This window comes from Frankia sp. QA3, assembly GCF_000262465.1.
Classification (GTDB): domain Bacteria; phylum Actinomycetota; class Actinomycetes; order Frankiales; family Frankiaceae; genus Frankia.
On the sequence record NZ_CM001489.1, the window covers coordinates 5,625,238 to 5,642,304 of the forward strand.

14 protein-coding genes are annotated in these 17,067 nt (G+C 72.5%); 9 read left to right on the forward strand and 5 right to left on the reverse strand.

The genetic code is table 11. The features are described 5' to 3' along the window. Positions 1 to 96 precede the first annotated feature (96 nt). The 3 genes from recF to dnaA all read right to left on the reverse strand — a co-directional run bounded on the left by recF (position 97) and on the right by dnaA (position 4,856). Complete coding sequence (gene recF / locus FRAQA3DRAFT_RS23060) at positions 97 to 1,233, reverse strand: DNA replication/repair protein RecF (RefSeq protein ID WP_009741459.1); 1,137 nt, start codon at positions 1,231 to 1,233, stop codon at positions 97 to 99. 1 nt (position 1,234) lies between these two features. Further along, the gene (dnaN, locus tag FRAQA3DRAFT_RS23065; RefSeq protein ID WP_009741460.1) at positions 1,235 to 2,419 is read right to left on the reverse strand and encodes a DNA polymerase III subunit beta; all 1,185 of its coding nucleotides are present in this window, start codon (positions 2,417 to 2,419) and stop codon (positions 1,235 to 1,237) included. Positions 2,420 to 3,233: 814 nt separating this feature from the next. Then, positions 3,234 to 4,856, reverse strand: coding sequence for a chromosomal replication initiator protein DnaA (dnaA, locus tag FRAQA3DRAFT_RS23070; protein ID WP_009741461.1), 1,623 nt, complete (start codon positions 4,854 to 4,856; stop codon positions 3,234 to 3,236). Positions 4,857 to 5,635: 779 nt separating this feature from the next. Here dnaA and rpmH point away from each other — a divergent pair. The 9 genes from rpmH to FRAQA3DRAFT_RS23110 all read left to right on the forward strand — a co-directional run bounded on the left by rpmH (position 5,636) and on the right by FRAQA3DRAFT_RS23110 (position 14,244). Next, positions 5,636 to 5,773 (forward strand): 50S ribosomal protein L34, encoded by a 138-nt coding sequence (gene rpmH, locus FRAQA3DRAFT_RS33540; protein WP_009741462.1) that lies wholly within the window; start codon positions 5,636 to 5,638, stop codon positions 5,771 to 5,773. Between the two features lie 29 nt (positions 5,774 to 5,802). Next, positions 5,803 to 6,216 carry a ribonuclease P protein component gene (gene rnpA, locus FRAQA3DRAFT_RS23075; protein WP_035921387.1) on the forward strand — a complete coding sequence of 138 codons (414 nt, stop codon included), beginning with the start codon at positions 5,803 to 5,805 and terminating at the stop codon, positions 6,214 to 6,216. Next, a complete protein-coding gene (gene yidD, locus FRAQA3DRAFT_RS23080; RefSeq protein WP_009741464.1) occupies positions 6,213 to 6,827 on the forward strand; it encodes a membrane protein insertion efficiency factor YidD in 615 nt (204 codons plus the stop codon). The genes rnpA and yidD overlap by 4 nt, the downstream gene beginning before the upstream one ends. A gap of 12 nt (positions 6,828 to 6,839) precedes the next feature. Next, on the forward strand, positions 6,840 to 8,270 hold the full coding sequence (gene yidC, locus FRAQA3DRAFT_RS23085; protein ID WP_009741465.1) for a membrane protein insertase YidC: 1,431 nt from the start codon (positions 6,840 to 6,842) through the stop codon (positions 8,268 to 8,270). A 118-nt stretch (positions 8,271 to 8,388) separates the two neighbouring features. Continuing rightward, a complete protein-coding gene (locus FRAQA3DRAFT_RS23090) occupies positions 8,389 to 8,946 on the forward strand; it encodes a R3H domain-containing nucleic acid-binding protein (RefSeq protein ID WP_009741466.1) in 558 nt (185 codons plus the stop codon). A 158-nt stretch (positions 8,947 to 9,104) separates the two neighbouring features. Beyond that, entirely contained in the window at positions 9,105 to 11,204 is a 2,100-nt protein-coding gene (locus FRAQA3DRAFT_RS23095; protein WP_009741467.1) for a hypothetical protein, read from the forward strand. 265 nt (positions 11,205 to 11,469) lie between these two features. Next, positions 11,470 to 12,285, forward strand: coding sequence for a 16S rRNA (guanine(527)-N(7))-methyltransferase RsmG (gene rsmG, locus FRAQA3DRAFT_RS23100; RefSeq protein ID WP_009741468.1), 816 nt, complete (start codon positions 11,470 to 11,472; stop codon positions 12,283 to 12,285). Then, positions 12,248 to 13,243 (forward strand): ParA family protein, encoded by a 996-nt coding sequence (locus tag FRAQA3DRAFT_RS23105; protein ID WP_009741469.1) that lies wholly within the window; start codon positions 12,248 to 12,250, stop codon positions 13,241 to 13,243. The genes rsmG and FRAQA3DRAFT_RS23105 overlap by 38 nt, the downstream gene beginning before the upstream one ends. Then, positions 13,240 to 14,244 carry a ParB/RepB/Spo0J family partition protein gene (locus FRAQA3DRAFT_RS23110; RefSeq protein ID WP_009741470.1) on the forward strand — a complete coding sequence of 335 codons (1,005 nt, stop codon included), beginning with the start codon at positions 13,240 to 13,242 and terminating at the stop codon, positions 14,242 to 14,244. The genes FRAQA3DRAFT_RS23105 and FRAQA3DRAFT_RS23110 overlap by 4 nt, the downstream gene beginning before the upstream one ends. A gap of 342 nt (positions 14,245 to 14,586) precedes the next feature. Here FRAQA3DRAFT_RS23110 and FRAQA3DRAFT_RS23115 read toward each other — a convergent pair whose 3' ends face one another. Continuing rightward, a complete protein-coding gene (locus FRAQA3DRAFT_RS23115; protein WP_009741471.1) occupies positions 14,587 to 15,225 on the reverse strand; it encodes a GNAT family N-acetyltransferase in 639 nt (212 codons plus the stop codon). 328 nt (positions 15,226 to 15,553) lie between these two features. Further along, positions 15,554 to 16,834, reverse strand: a complete 1,281-nt coding sequence (locus FRAQA3DRAFT_RS23120; RefSeq protein WP_009741472.1) for an N-acetylmuramoyl-L-alanine amidase — start codon at positions 16,832 to 16,834, stop codon at positions 15,554 to 15,556. Positions 16,835 to 17,067 lie beyond the last annotated feature (233 nt).

Here is a 17,067-nt window from a genome sequence, read left to right on the forward strand (position 1 = left end):
CGCTTGGCCTGGGCCAGGATCTCCCGGGCCAGGTCGGCGCCGCGCCCGTCACCCGACGCCGGGGCTGGGGCTGGGGTGGCCCGATCGTCGTCGGGTTCAGGAAGCACGGCGCACATCTCCCTCGGCGACGACGTAGCGGGCGGCGGTCAGCTCGGCCGGCACGTCCGCCTCGACGGCGGCCGTGACCAGCACCTGCTCCGCGGGGGCGACGAGCTCGGCGAGCCGGGACCGGCGCCGGGCGTCCAGCTCGGCGAAGACGTCGTCAAGGAGCAGCACCGGCTCACGGTCGTCGGCCCGCAACAGCTCGAACGAGGCGAGCCGCAGGGCGAGGGCGAGCGACCAGGACTCGCCGTGGCTGGCGTAGCCGCGCGCCGGCCGGCCGTCGAGAGCCAGCAGCAGGTCGTCGCGGTGCGGTCCGACCAGGGTCTGCCCGCGTTCGATCTCCCGCGGGCGGGCGGCCACCAACTCGGTCCGCAGGGTCTCCTCCAGCTGCTGGCGGTCGGGGAGGGCCGGATCCGGCTGTGGCAGCGGCACGCTGGCGCGGTACTCGAACCCGACCGAGGCCTGTGCGCCGGCCACCGCCGCGTAGGCCCCGGCCACCCCTGGGCGCAGCGCCTCGACGAGGGCGAGGCGGGCCGCGAGCAGCTCGGCGCCATAGGTGGCCAGGTAGCCGTCCCAGACGTCCAGGGTGCGCAGGTCGCCCTTCCCACCGGCCCGCCGGGCCGCCCCGGCGGTGCGCAGCAGGGCCGAGCGCTGCTTGAGTACCCGGTCGTAGTCGGCGAGCACCGCGGCCATCCGCGGGGTACGGGCGACGAGCAGCTCGTCGAGGAACTGCCGCCGCCCCGCCGGGTCCCCCTTGACCAGGGCGAGATCCTCCGGGGCGAACAGGACCGTGCACAGCAGCCCGAGGACGTCACGAGGCCGGGGGACCGGCGCCCGGTTCAGCCGGGCCCGGTTCGCCCGCCCCGGCACGATCTCGAGCTCCACCAGGGCCGCCCGGTCGCCGCGCACGATCCTCGCCCGCACCACGGCGTGCGAGGCGCCCTCGCGAACCAGCGGGGCGTCCGCGGCGACCCGGTGGCTGGCCAGCGTCGCGACATACCCGATCGCCTCGATCAGGTTCGTCTTCCCCTGGCCGTTGCGGCCGACAAGCGTGATCGCCCCCGGGCCGAGAGTGAGGTCCAGGGACGAGTAGGACCGGAAGTCGACGAGGGACAGGTGGGTGAGGTGCACGTCACCCGTGGAGGCGGATCGGCATGAGCAGGTACCGGTAGTCGGGCACCTCGCCGTCGTCGTCGGCCTTGCCGGTGAGGATCGCCGGCTTGTTCGCGGCGATGGCCGGGTCCTCGGCGCTGGCGAAGCCGATCCGCACGACGTCGGACTCCAGCGCGCCGAGTGCGTCGAGGAGGTAGGACGGGTTGAACGCCACCGAGAGCTCCGGGCCGTCGTAGGTCACCGGGAGCGTCTCCGTCGCCTGCGCCTCGCCGCCGGTGCCGGCTTCCAGGACGAGATGGTCCGGGGAGAACGACAGCTGCACCGGGGCGGTCTTCGCCGCGACCAGGGCCACACGCTTGACCGCCTCCTGCAACGAGGCGATCTCGAGCTGGGCGATCAGCGGTGAGCTGTCCGGGAGCAATTTGCGGAAGGGCGGGAACTGGCCTTCGAGCAGCCGGGTGGTCGTCTGTCGGGTGGAACCGGCGAAGCCGGCGAGGGTCTCCCCGGACGGTCCTGTCCCCAGCGCGATCGAGACCTCCACCCCCGAGCCGGACAGCGACTTGGCCGTGTCCAGCAGCGTGCGGGCGGGGACGAGGGCCACGGTGACGGGGGCGGCCGGTGCCGCGTCCGCCTCACCGGCGGAGTCGTCCGGGCGCCACTTCAACGTGCGCACGGCGAGCCGGTAGCGGTCGGTCGCGGCGAGGGTGAGGGTGTCGCCCTCGATCTCGATGCGGACCCCGGTCAGCACCGGGAGGGTGTCGTCGCGCCCGGCGGCGATCGCCACCTGCGCGACCGCCGCGGCGAAGGCCGATCCCTCGATGTGGCCGGTGACGGGGGGCATGGCCGGCAGCGCCGGGTAGTCGTCCACCGGCAGCATCGGCAGTGCGAACCGGGCGTTACCACAGGTGATCACGAGCCGGGTGCCGTCGATACCGAGATCGACCGGGGCGGCCGGCAGTGCCCGGGTGATCTCCGCGAGCAGCTTGCCGTTGACGAGGGCGCGGCCTTCCTCCGACACGGTCGCGTGCACCGCGCCCTGCGCGGCCACCTCGTAGTCGTAGGCGGCGACCTTGAGCATCGGCCCGGTGGCGTCGAGAAGGAGGCCCGACAGCACCTGCAACTGGGTGGTCGGCCGGCTCGGCAGCGTGCGGGCGGTCCAGGCGACCGCTTCGGTGAATTCGTCCCGTTCCACCCGGAACTTCATGGTTAGCCCTCCTTCGTTCCCTCCGGTGTTCGGAGTCAGCCCGTCGGGAACACCGATCAGCATCCCAGAGTGCCAGGCGGCCTCGGCGGGCGGTCGACCTCATCACGAACGCTCACGGGGAGCCCACGAGGTGGCACAGATCGCGTTCGCCGAAGATCGCGAAAAGTTGTCCACACCCCCTAGTACTTAGAGCTTTTGATCTTTGAAGAAAAATTTTAAGTTCGTGGTGGTAGTAGGGGCTGTGGATGCTGGGGATAACCCGTGTTTCCGCAGGTCAGAGGCCCGACAGGCCGGTGCAAATCCTGTGGGTAGAGCTGTGGGTTCGCGCAGTGGATATCCACATGCTCCGCCGTCGTCCCCAGGGACCACTTTGTCCCTCCACAGGCCGTCCCCGAGTTATCCACAGGCTGTCCACGGCTTCCTCCACCGATCTGCCCCCACGATGTCCACAAGGTTTTCCACAAGCTGTGGGCGAAACCACCTAGTGGGCTCGAGGCTGCGGGCTTGGCGTGCTACGTGGACGCTTCGCGGAGTCATGCCCGCGACAGCGGCCCGCATGCTGTGACCGTCGACCCACGGGGTCACCCGACCGGGCGGCGCGCATCGGCGTCCATCCGTGGACCAGGACGGCCGGACGCCGAAGCGTGGACGCTACGAGGGAACGGCACGCAGGCCACCGCGGGATGTGGAACTACGAGGGAACGGCTCGGCCAGCCCTCGCTCGGCGGCAGACGGCTCGGCGGCGAGCGAGGGCTGGCGACGACCATGCGACGAGGCCGGCAGGACCTGCCGACCCGTCCGGAGTGGCCCCGGGTCAGGGCTGGCGGGCCTGGACCCGGATGCGGTTGGTCAGTTCGGTGACCTGGTTGTAGATCGCGCGCCGCTCGGCCATCAGACCGCGGATCTTGCGGTCGGCGTGCATGACCGTCGTGTGGTCGCGGCCGCCGAAGTGCTGGCCGATCTTGGGCAGGGACAGGTCGGTCAGCTCGCGGCACAGGTACATGGCGATCTGCCGGGCCGTCACCAGCACCCGGCTTCGGGAGGTGCCGCACAGGTCATCCATGGAGACCCCGAAGTACGCCGCGGTCGCGTTCATGATCGCCGCCGCGGTGATGTCCGGGTTGCCGGCGTCGGGGATCAGGTCTCGCAGCACGATCTCGGCGAGCGTGCGGTCGACGTGGGACTTGTTCAGGCTCGCGAAGGCCGCGACCCGGATCAGCGCCCCCTCCAGCTCGCGGATGTTGCGCTCGATGTGCGTGGCGATGTACTCGAGCACGTCGGGCGGCACGGGCAGGCGCTCGGTGGCGGCCTTCTTCGACAGGATCGCGATGCGGGTCTCGAGGTCCGGCGGGGTGATGTCGGTCATCAGGCCCCACTCGAACCGGCTGCGCAGCCGGTCCTCCAGCGCCGAGAGCTGCTTGGGCGAACGGTCGGAGCTGATGACGATCTGCTTCTCGCCGTCGTGCAGGACGTTGAACGTGTGGAAGAACTCCTCCTGCGTCCGCTCCTTGTTCTCCAGGAACTGGATGTCGTCCACGAGCAGGACGTCGATGTCCCGGTAGCGGCGCTGGAAGGCCTGCTGGCGGTCGTCCCGGATCGAGTTGATGAAGTCGTTGGTGAACTCCTCCGAGCTCACGTACTTGACCCGGGTGTTCGGGTACAGCTTCAGCGCGTAGTGGCCGATCGCGTGCAGCAGGTGGGTCTTGCCGAGCCCCGAGTCCCCGTAGATGAACAGCGGGTTGTACGCCTTCGCCGGCGCCTCGGCGACGGCCACCGCGGCCGCGTGGGGGAACCGGTTGCTGTCACCGATGACGAACGTCTCGAAGACGTAACGCGGGTTCAGCCGGGCCTGCGCCGGCTCGGTCTCGAGCGGCGCGGCGTCGCGGCCGAGCCCCGCCCCCACCCGCATCGGCGGGGTGCTCTCGGCGGAGTCGGGGAACGGCAGCTCGCCGTTCACCGGCGTGCCGGCCGCCGGTGAGGCGGCGTCCCCCGTCCCCCGGCCGGTGTCCGTGGCCGCCGCGCCGCCCGACCCGCGTCCCCGGGAACCGCCCGCGTCCCGCTGCGCACCGCCGTCACCCTCCCCCGGCCGGACGATCCTGATCGGACCGCTCATCGGCTCCGGGTCAGGCAGGTGTTCGACGGTGACCGCGACCCGGATCTCCCGCCCATAGGCTGTGGACAACGCCGTGGACAGGAACGGCCGCAGCCGCGAGTCGAGAAGCTCCTTGGTGAACTCGTTCGGGGCGGCGAGCAGGGCTGTGTCCTGCACGAGGCCGAGCGGGCGGGTCAGCCGCAGCCATGCGCGCTGCTGGGCGGACAGCGTGCCGTCGGCGACTCCGGCGACGGCCTGGCTCCAGACCGCGGCCAGGTCCGGGTCGCCCGCGGGTTCCTCCCCGAAAGGTAGACCGGCGACGGAGTCGGCGCGGGGGTTGGACACGGGGGCTCCTCGGGCAGTTCGGTACGGTTTGCGGGCGGTGCTGGCCCCACGAGTGGGGGGTACGTCGCGGATGCTGATGTGGTCCCGGTCCGGCCGCGACCGGGACGCCTCGTCCCGATGGTTCTCCACATCGTCGTCCACAACCTGTGCATGGCCACGGCAGGGCCTCCGGCGTGGCGGAACCGGCTCACTCCCGGTGCGGCGCCCCACTCCGTGCCGTCATCCGGATCTGCCTCGGCCCCCCGCCGATCGCCCTCTCCGCAGGCGTTTTCCACAGGCCAGGGTGCACCTGGCCGGCGGTGCCCCCTGAACGCGGGTCTGCCCGGCACCGTCCGGCACCCATGTGCGCGTGATGTCGCCCAAGGATCGTAAGGCGCCGCCCGCGCGGCCGTGCCGGGGCCGGACGAGAACGGGCCGGCCCCGGCCACGCGGGCATGCCACCCGGGTCGGCGAACCTTGCCGTGTGGCATTTGCTTACAAGCAGTCACGTCGGTGGCCGGCGCCCGGCCTGACATGGGCCGCGGTCGTGCCTGCGGTGGCTTCGGGTCGACCGCGGCGGGCCGCGGTCGCGGTCCGGGTGGGCATGCCCGGCTCGAGGTGACGGCGGACGGCCGCGGTCGCCGGGTCGTCCGCGGCGCCGGCATGTGTACGCTAGGTCGAACCGCGGTGTTAGACCGCTTCGTTTGTCGTGGGATGTGCTTGCGCGGGCCGTGTGGTGTGGCCCACCCCACGGCGGCGAAGAGCACCGCCCGCGTCCATCTTGCAGACGGAGTCTTCACGTGAGTAAGCGCACCTTCCAGCCGAACAACCGCCGGCGGGCCCGCACGCACGGGTTCCGGCTGCGCATGCGGACCCGCGCTGGTCGTTCCATCGTCTCCGCCCGCCGTCGCAAGGGCCGCAGCGAGCTCTCCGCCTGACGGCGGGTTCCTGCTGTACCCCGGCTGACATGCTTCCCGAGGGTTCCCGCGTGCGTACCCGGGCCGAGCACGCGCGCGTGGGGACCGCGGGCCGGCGGACCCGGTCCGGCCCACTGGTTGTCCACAGCTTGTGGACAACCAGTGGTGAGTCGCCGCGCGCGGGTTTCGTCGTCGGCCGCCGGGTCGGCAAGGCCGTCGTGCGTAACCGGGTGCGCCGCCGCCTGCGCGAGCAGGTGCGGGCCCGGTTGGACCGGCTGCCCCCGGGGACGATGCTGGTGGTCCGCGCCCTGCCGGACGCGGCCACGGCCAGCTCCGATCGGCTCGGCCGTGCCCTCGACGACGCGTTCGCGCGGGCGCTGCGCGCGGCGCCGGACGTCCCGCGCGATGATTCCCGCGCGCGCCAGGTCCGGGCCCCGCGGCCCGTGGTGGGGAGCAGCCGATGATCGGAATGTTCCTGCTCGTGGCGTTGGCGGCTGCCGTCGTCGTCGATCTCGCCCTGGCCTCCGGGCTGGCCCGGCGGTGCCTGCCGACCGTCGCCCGCACGTCCGACGGCGCGGTCCGAGGCCCCCTGGCCTGGGCGCTCGCCGGGCTCGTGCGCATCTACCAAGCCGGTTGGTCTGGCCGTAACGCCGGCATGTGCCGGTTCGAGCCGTCGTGCAGCGCCTACGCGCTGACGGCCGTTCGCCGCCATGGCGGCGTGCGCGGTGGGGCGCTGGCCGTCGGCCGGCTGCTGCGCTGCCAGCCGCTGTCTGCCGGCGGGTACGACCCCGTCCCCGGCGAGTCCACCGGTCCGTCTACTGGCCGGCCCCCGGCCGCCGACGGGGCTGCGGGAACCGGGGCGGGGCCGGGAACGAGCGCGAATCCGGGAACCAGCGTGGGGCCGGGACTCGTTCGCAAGCCCAAGGGGGTGACGACCGTCTCCGGACGTGGTGACCGCGCGGTCGCGCCCGCACACACCGGCGCCGTCGCGCCGGCCCACAGGCATGGCTTTCCGTCTCCGGCCGAGGGGACGCGGGCCGAGATCGTCGGTTCCGGTCGCGGACCGTGGGCGTGAGGAGTCAGAACGTTGTTGGATCCCCTTTACCATCTCGCGGCGAACGCGATCGTCTTCTTCCATAAGGGATTCGCGCCGATCTTCGGCGCCGACAGCTTCTTCGCCTGGGCCTTCTCCGTCGTCCTGCTCGTCATCGCCGTGCGTGTCCTGATCTTCCCGCTGTTCGTCAAGCAGGTGAAGTCGCAGCGGACGATGCAGATGATGCAGCCTCGGATCAAGGAGATCCGGGAGAAGTACGGGCACGACAAGCCCCGCATGCAGCAAGAGATCATGGCGTTGCAGAAGGAGCACGGCAACCCGCTTCTCGGCTGCCTGCCGATCCTGCTCCAGATCCCGTTGTTCATCTCGCTGTTCCACGTGTTCACCCACCTGTCCCCGATGAACGAGGGCCCGAACGGCTCCCTCGTCTGGCGGCCGCGGGTGGGGCTGTCCGCGGAGCAGGTCGAGCAGATCGCCTCGGCCAAGGTCTTCGGAATCTCGCTCGCCAGCGAGTTCGGTTCCGACAGTGACTTCGTGCACTTCCTCGGGGTGAACAGTACCCACGTCAAGATCCTCGCGGTCGTGCTGATCGTGCTGATGGGTCTGACCACCTTCATCACGCAGCGGCAGATCATGGCCCGTACCGGCCCGGTCGACCCGCAGCAGGCGATCATCCAGAAGGTCCTGCTCTACGGCTCCCCGCTGATGCTCGCGGTCTTCGGTTTCCAGTTCCCGATCGCCGTGCTGCTCTACTGGCTCACCACCAACCTGTGGAGCATGGGCCAGCAGTTCTTCGTGATCAAGCGGATGCCGCCGATCAGCCCGCTCGCCGCGGGTGGCCGGCTCCCCGGTGCCCGCCCCGCGGCCGATGGCGCGCCCACCCCGCCCCGCCCGGCGCCGGGCGTTCGGGCCGGTGCCAAGTCCAAGAACCGCCCGCGGCCGGCGGCTGCCAATGCGGCGCCGAGCCTGATCAAGAGCGGCGACCCCGGTGCCGCGGCGGTGGCCGCGGCGGGTGGCGGTTCGACCGCTGCCAAGGGTGCGGCGGCGAAGGGCGCCGGGGCCAAGGGCGGCGCGGCGAAGGCCGGGCGCGGCCCGTCGACGGCCCCGCCCGGTACCCGGTCCCGCAGCGGCGCGTCCGCCGCCCGCGTCGCCGGGGCGGCGAAGAACTCACAGCAGGATGCCCCGACTGTCGCCGGTGCGTCCGGTGGAGCCGAGGACGCCGCGGCCCCGACCGCGGCGCGGTCCACGGCCGCGGGCAAGGCCTCGTCCGCCGGCCGGAAGAGCCCGCCCGGCAAGGGCGTCGCGCAGACCGCCGGCAGCGGCGTCGAGCCGGCCGCCGTGCCCGCGACGGGCGACGGCGCGGCCCGCCCCGCCCCGGTTCCCGCCGGTGTCCGTCGCCAGGTCGGTGGTTCCCGTCCCGCCAAGCGGCGGGGCAAGGGCAAGCGGCCCGGCGGGCGGCGTTGACCCGGGGAACCCCTCCCCGACCGGCGGGCGAGCTCGCCGGTCCCCCTGATTTCGTCACCATGCGGGGGCATCCCGTAATCTCTGCTCCGCCGCCCCCTGTTCCCCTGGAGAAGCGCTGATGACCGGTTCGGCACCTGACCTGGCTGTGGATGGAGCTGGAGTCTCCGACGAGCAAGCCTCCGCGGAGGAGTCCGGGCTCAGCCCGCAGGAGCGGCGACTCGTCGACCTCGAGCAGGAGGGGGAGATCGCCGCTGACTACATCGAGGGCCTGCTGGACATCGTCGACATGGACGGCGACCTCGATCTCGACGTCGAGGGCGGCCGCGCCGTCGTCGCGGTGGTCGGCGAGAGGCTGGACAAGCTGATCGGGACCGGCGGCGAGACTCTGGAGGCGCTGCAGGAGCTGACCAGGCTCGCCGTCCTGCAGAAGACCGGGACCCGCAGCCGCCTCATGCTCGACGTCGGCGGTCACCGGGCGCGGCGTCGGGTCGAGCTCCGCGCGATTGCGGCGGCGGCGGCGGAGCGGGCCATCGAACGCGGCAAGCCCGAGACGCTGGCCCCGATGACCCCGTTCGAGCGCAAGGTCGTCCACGACGCCATCGCCGAGATCGACGGCGTCCACAGCGAATCCGAGGGCGAGGAGCCGAGCCGGCGGGTCGTCATCCTGCTCGGCTGACCCCGGCCCCCGGGTCGGCCATCGGCGTCGGTTCGGCGCGTCGCGCGCGGACCTCGCCGGGCGGTCACAACGGCCTCCCCTGCGGTGGGCCCCGGTGATGGGCGCTAGATTCGGGCTGGAGGTGCGGCGGTGAACGCCGCTGGTGATCGGGGGATGCCGTGCCGCCTGCGGGCCGCCGCTGGCCTGGGCGGTCCACGGCGCTGGCGGCCGGCGGGGTGGCGCTCGGCTTGTTCGCCGTGCTGTGCCTGCTGCACGCCTACCTGACCAGACCCTTCTGGTATGACGAGATCTGGCGGGCGCACTTCGTCAGCGAGCCGCTGGCATCGTTCTGGTCGGAGTTGACGGTCGCCAACACCCCGTCCGCCCTCGGCTGGCTCGGGATCACCCGGCTCGCCGGCGAGGTGTTCGGCTGGCACACCTGGTCGTTGCGCCTGTCCGGCTACGTCGCGCTGCCGTTACTCGGGGCCGCGATCGTCGTGCTCACCCGCCGGTTCGCCGGCACGGCGGCGGCGGTGTTCGCCGCCTGCTGGTTGTGCCTCAACACCACGTTTCTGGATCTGGCCACCCAGCTCAAGCCGTACACGGTGGAGGCGCTCGCCGCGGTGTGCATCGTCCTCCTCTGGACCGCGGACCCGCACGGGCCGCCCGACGAGGGCCCGGCCGCCGGCGCCCCGCGAGGACTTGACCGTGGCCGCCTGGTCCGGCGGACGGCGGCAGGTGCGCTGGCGCTCGTCGCCGTGCCCGGGATCTTCGTGGTGCTCCCGCTGGCGGCGGTCGACCTGTGGCGTGGCCCGGTGCGGCGGTGGCGGCTGGTCGAATGCCTGCCCGCACTCGCCCTCAGCACCGCGCACACCGTCGGCTTCGTCGCCCACCAGTCCAGCCAACGCAAGGGCGACTACTGGGATCGGCAGTTCCTCGCCGGCCGGGGGCCGTTGGCGGCACTGCGGTTCGTTGCCGATCAGGTCCGCGTCACCGTCACCGGCTCGCCGCCGGGAATCGACCGGTTCGACCCGAGCCTCATCCACGGCACGGTGCCCGCGGGGCCGTTGGGCTCGGCGCCGGCCGTCCTGGTCGCCGTCGCGGTCGCCGTGGCCGGGGGGACCGGCGTCGTGGCGCTCGCCCGCCACCGGCAGGGCCGGGTTCTGCTTGCCGCGCTCGGCGGCGCGGAGCTGATGATGCTCGGCGCGAGCGCTGCCCGCTACTGGCCGTTCGGACCGACCCGAACCAACCTGTACGTGGTCCCACTGCTCGTCGTTGTGGTAGTGGTGGGCGCCGAGCGGGTGATTCGGTCCCTCCTGGCGGCGGTGCGCGGCCGCTGGCCCCGTGGCGGGCCCCAGCGGGCCGCTGAGCGCTCCAGGGGTGCATTCCCTACCCCGGCTATGCCGGCTTCAGTGATTGCCCGATCACTTTCCGACCTTTCGCCCGGGTTGATGACGGAAGGTGATGGTGCTTCCGCCCTGCCCGGGGTGGTGGCCCCGGTTCCCGCGGCCTGCGCGGCTCCCCTGCCGCCGGCATCGGCCGGCCCGGCCCGGGTGCCCCGGCCCGCGAGCTCCCGGCTCGGCCTGGCCCGCGCCGCGGTGACGCTTCCCGTCGCCGTGATCGTCGCGCTCATCGGCTGCGGCGCCCTGCTCCTGCAGACGTCCCTGTCGGGCAGCAGGCCGCTGTGGGAGCAGCGGGACCGGCTGCGCGGCCTGGACCTGATGGTCGACGCGGCCATCGTCACCCGCCAGGTGGCCCGACCGGGTGACGTCGTCGCGGTCGGCGGCCGTCTCGCCCGACCGGGCTGGCTCTACGCGATGGAGGCCAGCGATGACGGGCCACGCGCGCCCGTCGATCTGCAGCCCACCCCCGGGCGGGACGACCGTTCCCGGCGTGGCGGCGCCGATGGTCTCCGGCCCGACGGAGCGAGCGCCGTCGGCGGCCCCCGGCCGACGGGCCCGGGGGCTGGTACCGAGGCGGCGGCCGGCGGGGGCGGTACGTCTGCCCGGATCGCCCGGCGGGACACCGTCTTCTTCGGCGGCGCCGAGCCCGCTCTGGTACGCCAGCTCACGCAGCGCCCGGTTCCGCCTGGGCGCCTGCTGGTGTTCGTCTTCGACATCGAGCGGACCGGCCTGGCCGGTCAGCTTGCGCCGCTGCGCCGGGCCGGCTGGTGTGCGACCCGGGACTGGAACTTCCGGCTGACCGGGGCCCTGACCGTCTACGACCGCTGTGCCCCGGGCGCCCCACCGCCCCGGCGGATCATCGTCGCCTACCACTGACCCGGCCCTGAGCGGCAGCCGACTCGGCCCGACGGGGGTCCGTCGGGCACCGCGGCGCATGCCCGGCCGGGCACAGCGGGGATGCTTGTCGGGTGCGCGATCCTCTGCCTCCCTCGTCCTGTCCCGCCCGGCTCGCGATGCCCGCCGGCCGCCCACCCGACCCGCTGCCACGGGCGGGATCCAACCGACCCAGCCTGACCGCCGCCGCGGCAGCCCGCGCGGGCGACGGGAATGGCACCACCGGACTGACCCGGGCGGGTGTGCGATGACCGACTCCAACCCCTCGCGTCCGGCGGGTCCGGCGGGTCCGGTGCCGCCGGCGGCGGCCGAGCTGTTCGGTCCGCGGCTCGCGGCGGCGGTTCACTTCACCGAGCTGCTGGCGACCGCCGGGGTGGAACGCGGGCTGATCGGTCCGCGGGAGACCGACCGGCTCTGGGAGCGGCATGTGCTCAACTGCGGCGTCCTGGCCGAGGTCGTCCCCCCGGATGCCGACGCCGTTGACGTGGGCAGTGGCGCCGGCCTGCCGGGGATTCCCCTCGCCCTCGCCCGCCCGGACGTGCGGGTTGTGTTGCTCGAACCGATGGAACGACGCTGCCGCTTTCTCCAGGAGGTTGTGGCTGCCGTGGGACTGGAGGACCAGGTTTCCGTCCTGCGTGGCCGCGCGCCGGATGCCGGAATCGGCCCGGAGGGTCGTAGATTCGGGGTAGCCGTGGCACGCGCGGTCGCCCCGCTCGAACGGCTGGGCGCAATCCTCCTTCCGATGCTGCAACCGGGTGGTGTCATGCTGGCGATGCGCGGTTCGCGGATCCTGGAGGAATTGCAGGACGCGCGCGGCAGTCTCGGAACCCAGGGGTGGCATCCGGTGGATGTCGTGGTGTGCGGAGAGGGACGGGTGGATGAACCCACCCGGGTCCTCCGAGCCGTGCGGTCATCCCAGCTCTCCCGGGCCGAAGGCAGGAAAGGGCGCGGCGACGGTGAGCGGCACGATGGCAGACAGGTCAGACGAACGGCGCGGGACTCACGGCGATCACGGGAGGTCGATCGTGACCAGCCGACGCGTGGGCAGTCTCGTTCCACGTGAAACAGCGTCGACGGGCCGAAGCGGATCCGTGGGCGGGGGTTATCGGGGCTACGACTCCGTCATTCCCCCGCTGGACCCGCTCGACCGGTCGACCCCGATCGGAGCGGCGGCGGCAGCAGCAGTGGAAGCTTTGGCGGCAGAACGACGACAACCATTCCCCCGTCCCACTCGGCGGCGCATCATCTCGGTGGCCAACCAGAAGGGCGGCGTGGGTAAGACGACGACGACGGTCAACCTGGCCGCGGCCCTGGCGTCGCACGGCATCCGCGTCCTGGTGATCGATCTCGATCCGCAGGGCAACGCCTCGACCGCGCTCGGCATCGACCACCATTCCGGTGTCCCCTCCATCTACGAGGTGCTACTCGGTGACCGTCCGCTCGACGAGGTCATCGTCCCCTCGGCCGAGGCACCCGCGCTGTTCTGCGCCCCCGCGACGATCGACCTGGCCGGCGCCGAGATCGAGCTCGTCTCGCTCGTGGCCCGGGAGAATCGGCTGCACCGGGCCATCGGGAGCATGCAGCGGGAGGTCGACTACGTCCTCATCGACTGCCCCCCGTCGCTCGGTCTGCTGACCGTCAACGCGCTGGTGGCGGCGCGGGAGCTACTCATCCCGATCCAGTGCGAGTACTACGCGCTGGAGGGACTCGGCATGCTGTTGCGCAACGTGGAGCTCGTCCAGGCCCACCTGAACCAGGACCTGCGCCTGTCGACGATTCTGCTGACCATGTACGACTCGCGTACCAGGCTGGCGGATCAGGTCGTCCACGAGGTCAAGGAGCATTTCGGGGATCGAGTGCTGGCCACGACGATCCCCCGCAACGTCCGGCTCGCGGAGGCCCCGAGCTACGGGCAGTCGGTGCTGACCTACGACCCCACCTCCCGCGGCTCCCTGTCCTACCTGGCTGCGGCCCGTGAGCTCGCCGAGCGGGGCTTCGAGCCGAACGGGGCGGGCAGATGAGCGCGCGCCGCAGCGGTCTGGGGCGTGGGCTCGGGGCGCTCATCCCGGTCGCCCCCCCGCCGGAGGAGGGGCCCGGCGTCGATCGTCTCGCGGCCGGCCTCGCCGGCTATGCCGACAACGGCGGCGGGCACCCCGGTGCCTTCGGTCTGCGGGTGGGCGAGCACACCGGCCCGTTGCCGGTGCAGGGCGCCACCTTCCGCGAGATAGCGGTCGGGTCGATCGTCCCGAATCCGCGCCAGCCCCGGACGCACTTCGATGAGGACGCGCTGGAGGAGCTGGCCGCGAGCCTGCGCGAGGTCGGCCTGCTCCAGCCGGTCGTGGTCCGCCCGGTGGGGCCGGAGCAGTACGAGCTCGTGATGGGCGAGCGGCGCTGGCGGGCGTCCCAGCTCGCCGAGCTGACCCGCATCCCCGCCATCGTGCGGGAGACCGCCGACGACGCCATGTTGCGCGACGCCCTGCTGGAGAACCTGCATCGTCAGCAGCTCAACCCGTTGGAGGAGGCGGCGGCGTACGAGCAGCTGCTCAAGGACTTCGGGGCGACCCACGAGGAGCTCGCCGGCCGGCTCGGCCGGTCCCGCTCGCACGTCACCAACACCATCCGCCTGCTCGGGCTGTCGCCCGCGGTGCAGCGGCGGGTAGCGGCCGGCGTGCTCTCGGCGGGGCACGCGCGGGCGCTGCTCTCGCTGCGGGATCCCGAGGCCCAGGACCGGCTCGCTACCCGCATCGTCGCGGAGGGGCTGTCCGTTCGGGCTGTCGAGGAGATCGTCGCGCTGGACGAGGACACGCCGCGCAAGCGCGCCCCGCGCGGCCCCCGCTCGACGCCGCCAACCCTGGCGCGCCTAGCTGACCAGCTCTCGGACCGTTTCGAGACGCGAGTGAAGGTCGATATGGGCCGCAACAAGGGAAAGATCACGGTCGAGTTCGGCTCGATCGAGGACCTGGAGCGGATCGTCGCGGTGATGTCCCCCGCGACCGCGCCGGACGCCGTCTCGCCGCGCTAGCCGTCCCGGGTCCGGGTGCCGCCGCCTTGCGTCCGCGGCGCGACGGAGATGGCGGCGTCCGCGTCGGCTCACGGGCCGGCCGGTGCCGCCAGCCCGTCTACGGTGACGGGCCGGCCGGTGCCGCCAGCCCGTCTACGGTGACGGGCCGTGCAGCGCCGCCGGTCTGTCCACCGTGACGGACCGTCCTGATGTGGCCAGGCTGGCCAGTGCGACGGGTCGTCTGATGTGGCCAGGCTGGCCCGTGGTGGCGGAGCCGGCCGGTCCGCTGATGCTTCCCACCCGGAGTGGCCCGGACTGGCCGATCCGGCCTGGGGACGCGGGGGCGAGGCGTCCCGGCGGAGATCAGGCGGGGTTGCCGACCTGACCGACCTTGCGGAGCACTCCCTCCGGCGTCATCGAGCCGAGCAGCCGTTCCAGCGCGCCCTCGACGTCCTCGCGCCAGCTCACCGCGTTCTTCACCTCGAGGCGCAGCCGGGGCCACCGGTGATGGGGCCGCACCGTCTTGAAGCCGACGGCCAGCAGGTAGTCGGCGGGCACCACGCACCGGGTGCCCGAGTTCTGCAGGTCACCGAACGCCTCCACCGCCTTGAAACCCCGGCGAAGGATCTCCTTGGTGACGGACTGGATGAGGATGCGGCCGAGGCCCTGGCCCGCGAACTCCTCGACGATGAGCGCCGTCATCAACAGCACGGCGTCCGGCGACACCGGGCTGGTGGGGAAGGCGACCGAGCGGGGCACGTATGCGGGCGGCGCGAACATGACGAATCCGGCCGGGACATCGTCGACATAGGCGATCTTTCCGCAGCTTCCCCATTCAAGCAGGGCCGCCGAGACCCAGGCCTCCTTCTCGAGGTCGGTGGCTCCGGTTTCCTCCGCGCGGCTGCGCGCGACCGGATCGAGCTCCCAGAACACGCAGCGGCGGCAGGGCAGCGGCATGTCGTCGATGTTGTCCAGGGTGATGTTCGCGATGCGACGGCTCATCTAAAGGGCACTCCCGCGGTCGGCCACCGGGTCGCCGTCCACACCGGTCGTGTGGATGGCGGCCGTTTGGAATCAGCCTAGGCCGACTGGCCCGGATCGACCCTCGACGCACCGCGCCCGTTTCACGTGAAACCTCTCTCGCGCCCGGATCGAGCGGCCGCGGTCAGGCGACCGGGTGAGCCAGAGGGGCGGGTGCGGCCTCCGGTGAGGAGGGTAGCCGCCCGGACGGGCCGGCTCGGTCGGCCCGCCGAGCCAGTTCCTCCGCTCAGGTCGAGTCGTCGGGCCGGTGTCGTCGGGCCGGTGTCGTCGGGCCGGACCGGCGGAACTGTCAGGCGCGACCGGCGAGCCGCGGGACGTGGAGCTGTCCCGTCGGGGCGTCCATCTCCGGCGGGAGGAACAGGCGCTGCGTCGCCGCGAGGACCGCCTCGGCGACCGCGGCCCGGAAGTCGGTCGAACCGAGCGCGCGCGCGTCGTGCTCGTTGGTCAGGTAGCCGAGGTCGAGCCGGACCGCCGGCATCCGGGTGCGACGGAGCAGGTCCCAGACCTTCGGATGGGTGCGGCAGTCCAACATGTCGGTGCGGGAGACGATCTCACGCTGGACAAGCTGGGCGAAGCGCTCGCCGACCGCCGAGGATCCGCGGGCGTTGCCGTAGTAGTAGGCCGACACCCCCTGCGCGTGCCGGGAAGTGCTGCCATCCGTGTGCAGCGAGATCAGCAGGTCGGCTTCCAGTTCGTTCGCGCGACCGGCGCGCTCCTCCTCGCTCGGCGACTCGTCCGGGCCGTGGATGAGATGGGATTCCAGGCCCGAGTCGAGTAGGCGGGTGGAGAGCCGGGCGGCGAGGTCGGCCATGAGATCCCGCTCGCACAGGCCGCCGCTGACGATGCCGAGGTCGTCGCCGCCGTGCCCGGGATCGAGGGCGACGACCACACCGAGCAGAGAGGTGCCGCGGGCGAGCAGGCGGACGGACTCGCGCAGCACGTCGGGACGGCCGCCAGTGACCGTGCGGCGCAGCCGCTTCAGCTCGCGCAGTGTCCGGGGACCGCAGCGGCCGTCGGGATCCAGGCCGCGGTTGCGCTGGAAGTCGCGCACCGCGCTCTCGGTCCGGGGGCCGAAGATGCCATCGGTCCGGCCGACGTCGAAGCCCATGTTGAACAGGCGCTCCTGCAACGCCGCCACGTCGTCCCCGACGAAGGGGTGCGCGGCGCTGAAATAGAGCAACCTGTCGCCGAGATTGTGACGGGCCTCCTCGAGCGCCCGTGCCGTGTCCGGACCGAGTATCCCGTCGACGGACAGCCCCCGACTTTGCTGGAAAGCCCGCAGCGCGTTGTCGAGGTCGCGGTCGAACCGGTCGGGGGGAGCGGCCGCGGCACCGCCCGCGACGACGCCCGGTCCCGCAGCCGGGCTGTGCGCACCATCCGCGGCGGCTGGGGCGGCGGCCGACGGAGGCAGCTCGGTCCCCATCGACTCCCCGAGGTGTACCCCGGCCGGCGCCGCATCGCCCCGTTCCCCGCTCTGCCGGGGGGTCGCGGGGAGGAAACCGAGATAGGTCAGGGCCGCCCGAACCTCGGCGACGGCGGAACCTTGGTCTCCCAGCCGCAACAGCTTCACGAACGTTTACCCTTCAGCTTGCCTGCCCCCAACGTGTTCCCCGGCGGAACCCGGTGGTCGGGGCCGCCGCGTCGACGAACTTTTTCCCGACTGCCGATTGCTGAATCTCAAGCCTAGGGCATGCCCCCGTGGTCCCGACCGGCCGCGAACGGGATCCTCCGGTATTGACCGAGCGTGACCTGGCTGTCCACGCTGTGATACGACATCCCGATTCCCGTATCCCGATTCCCATG

Bases quoted from the DNA above. Each gene is read 5' to 3' on its own strand.
- dnaN (WP_009741460.1), bottom strand. From the start codon at position 2,419: ATGAAGTTCCGGGTGGAACGGGACGAATTCACCGAAGCGGTCGCCTGG.
- rnpA (WP_035921387.1), top strand. From the start codon at position 5,803: ATGCTTCCCGAGGGTTCCCGCGTGCGTACCCGGGCCGAGCACGCGCGC.
- yidD (WP_009741464.1), top strand. From the start codon at position 6,213: ATGATCGGAATGTTCCTGCTCGTGGCGTTGGCGGCTGCCGTCGTCGTC.
- FRAQA3DRAFT_RS23090 (WP_009741466.1), top strand. From the start codon at position 8,389: ATGACCGGTTCGGCACCTGACCTGGCTGTGGATGGAGCTGGAGTCTCC.
- rsmG (WP_009741468.1), top strand. From the start codon at position 11,470: ATGACCGACTCCAACCCCTCGCGTCCGGCGGGTCCGGCGGGTCCGGTG.
- FRAQA3DRAFT_RS23110 (WP_009741470.1), top strand. From the start codon at position 13,240: ATGAGCGCGCGCCGCAGCGGTCTGGGGCGTGGGCTCGGGGCGCTCATC.
- FRAQA3DRAFT_RS23115 (WP_009741471.1), bottom strand. From the start codon at position 15,225: ATGAGCCGTCGCATCGCGAACATCACCCTGGACAACATCGACGACATG.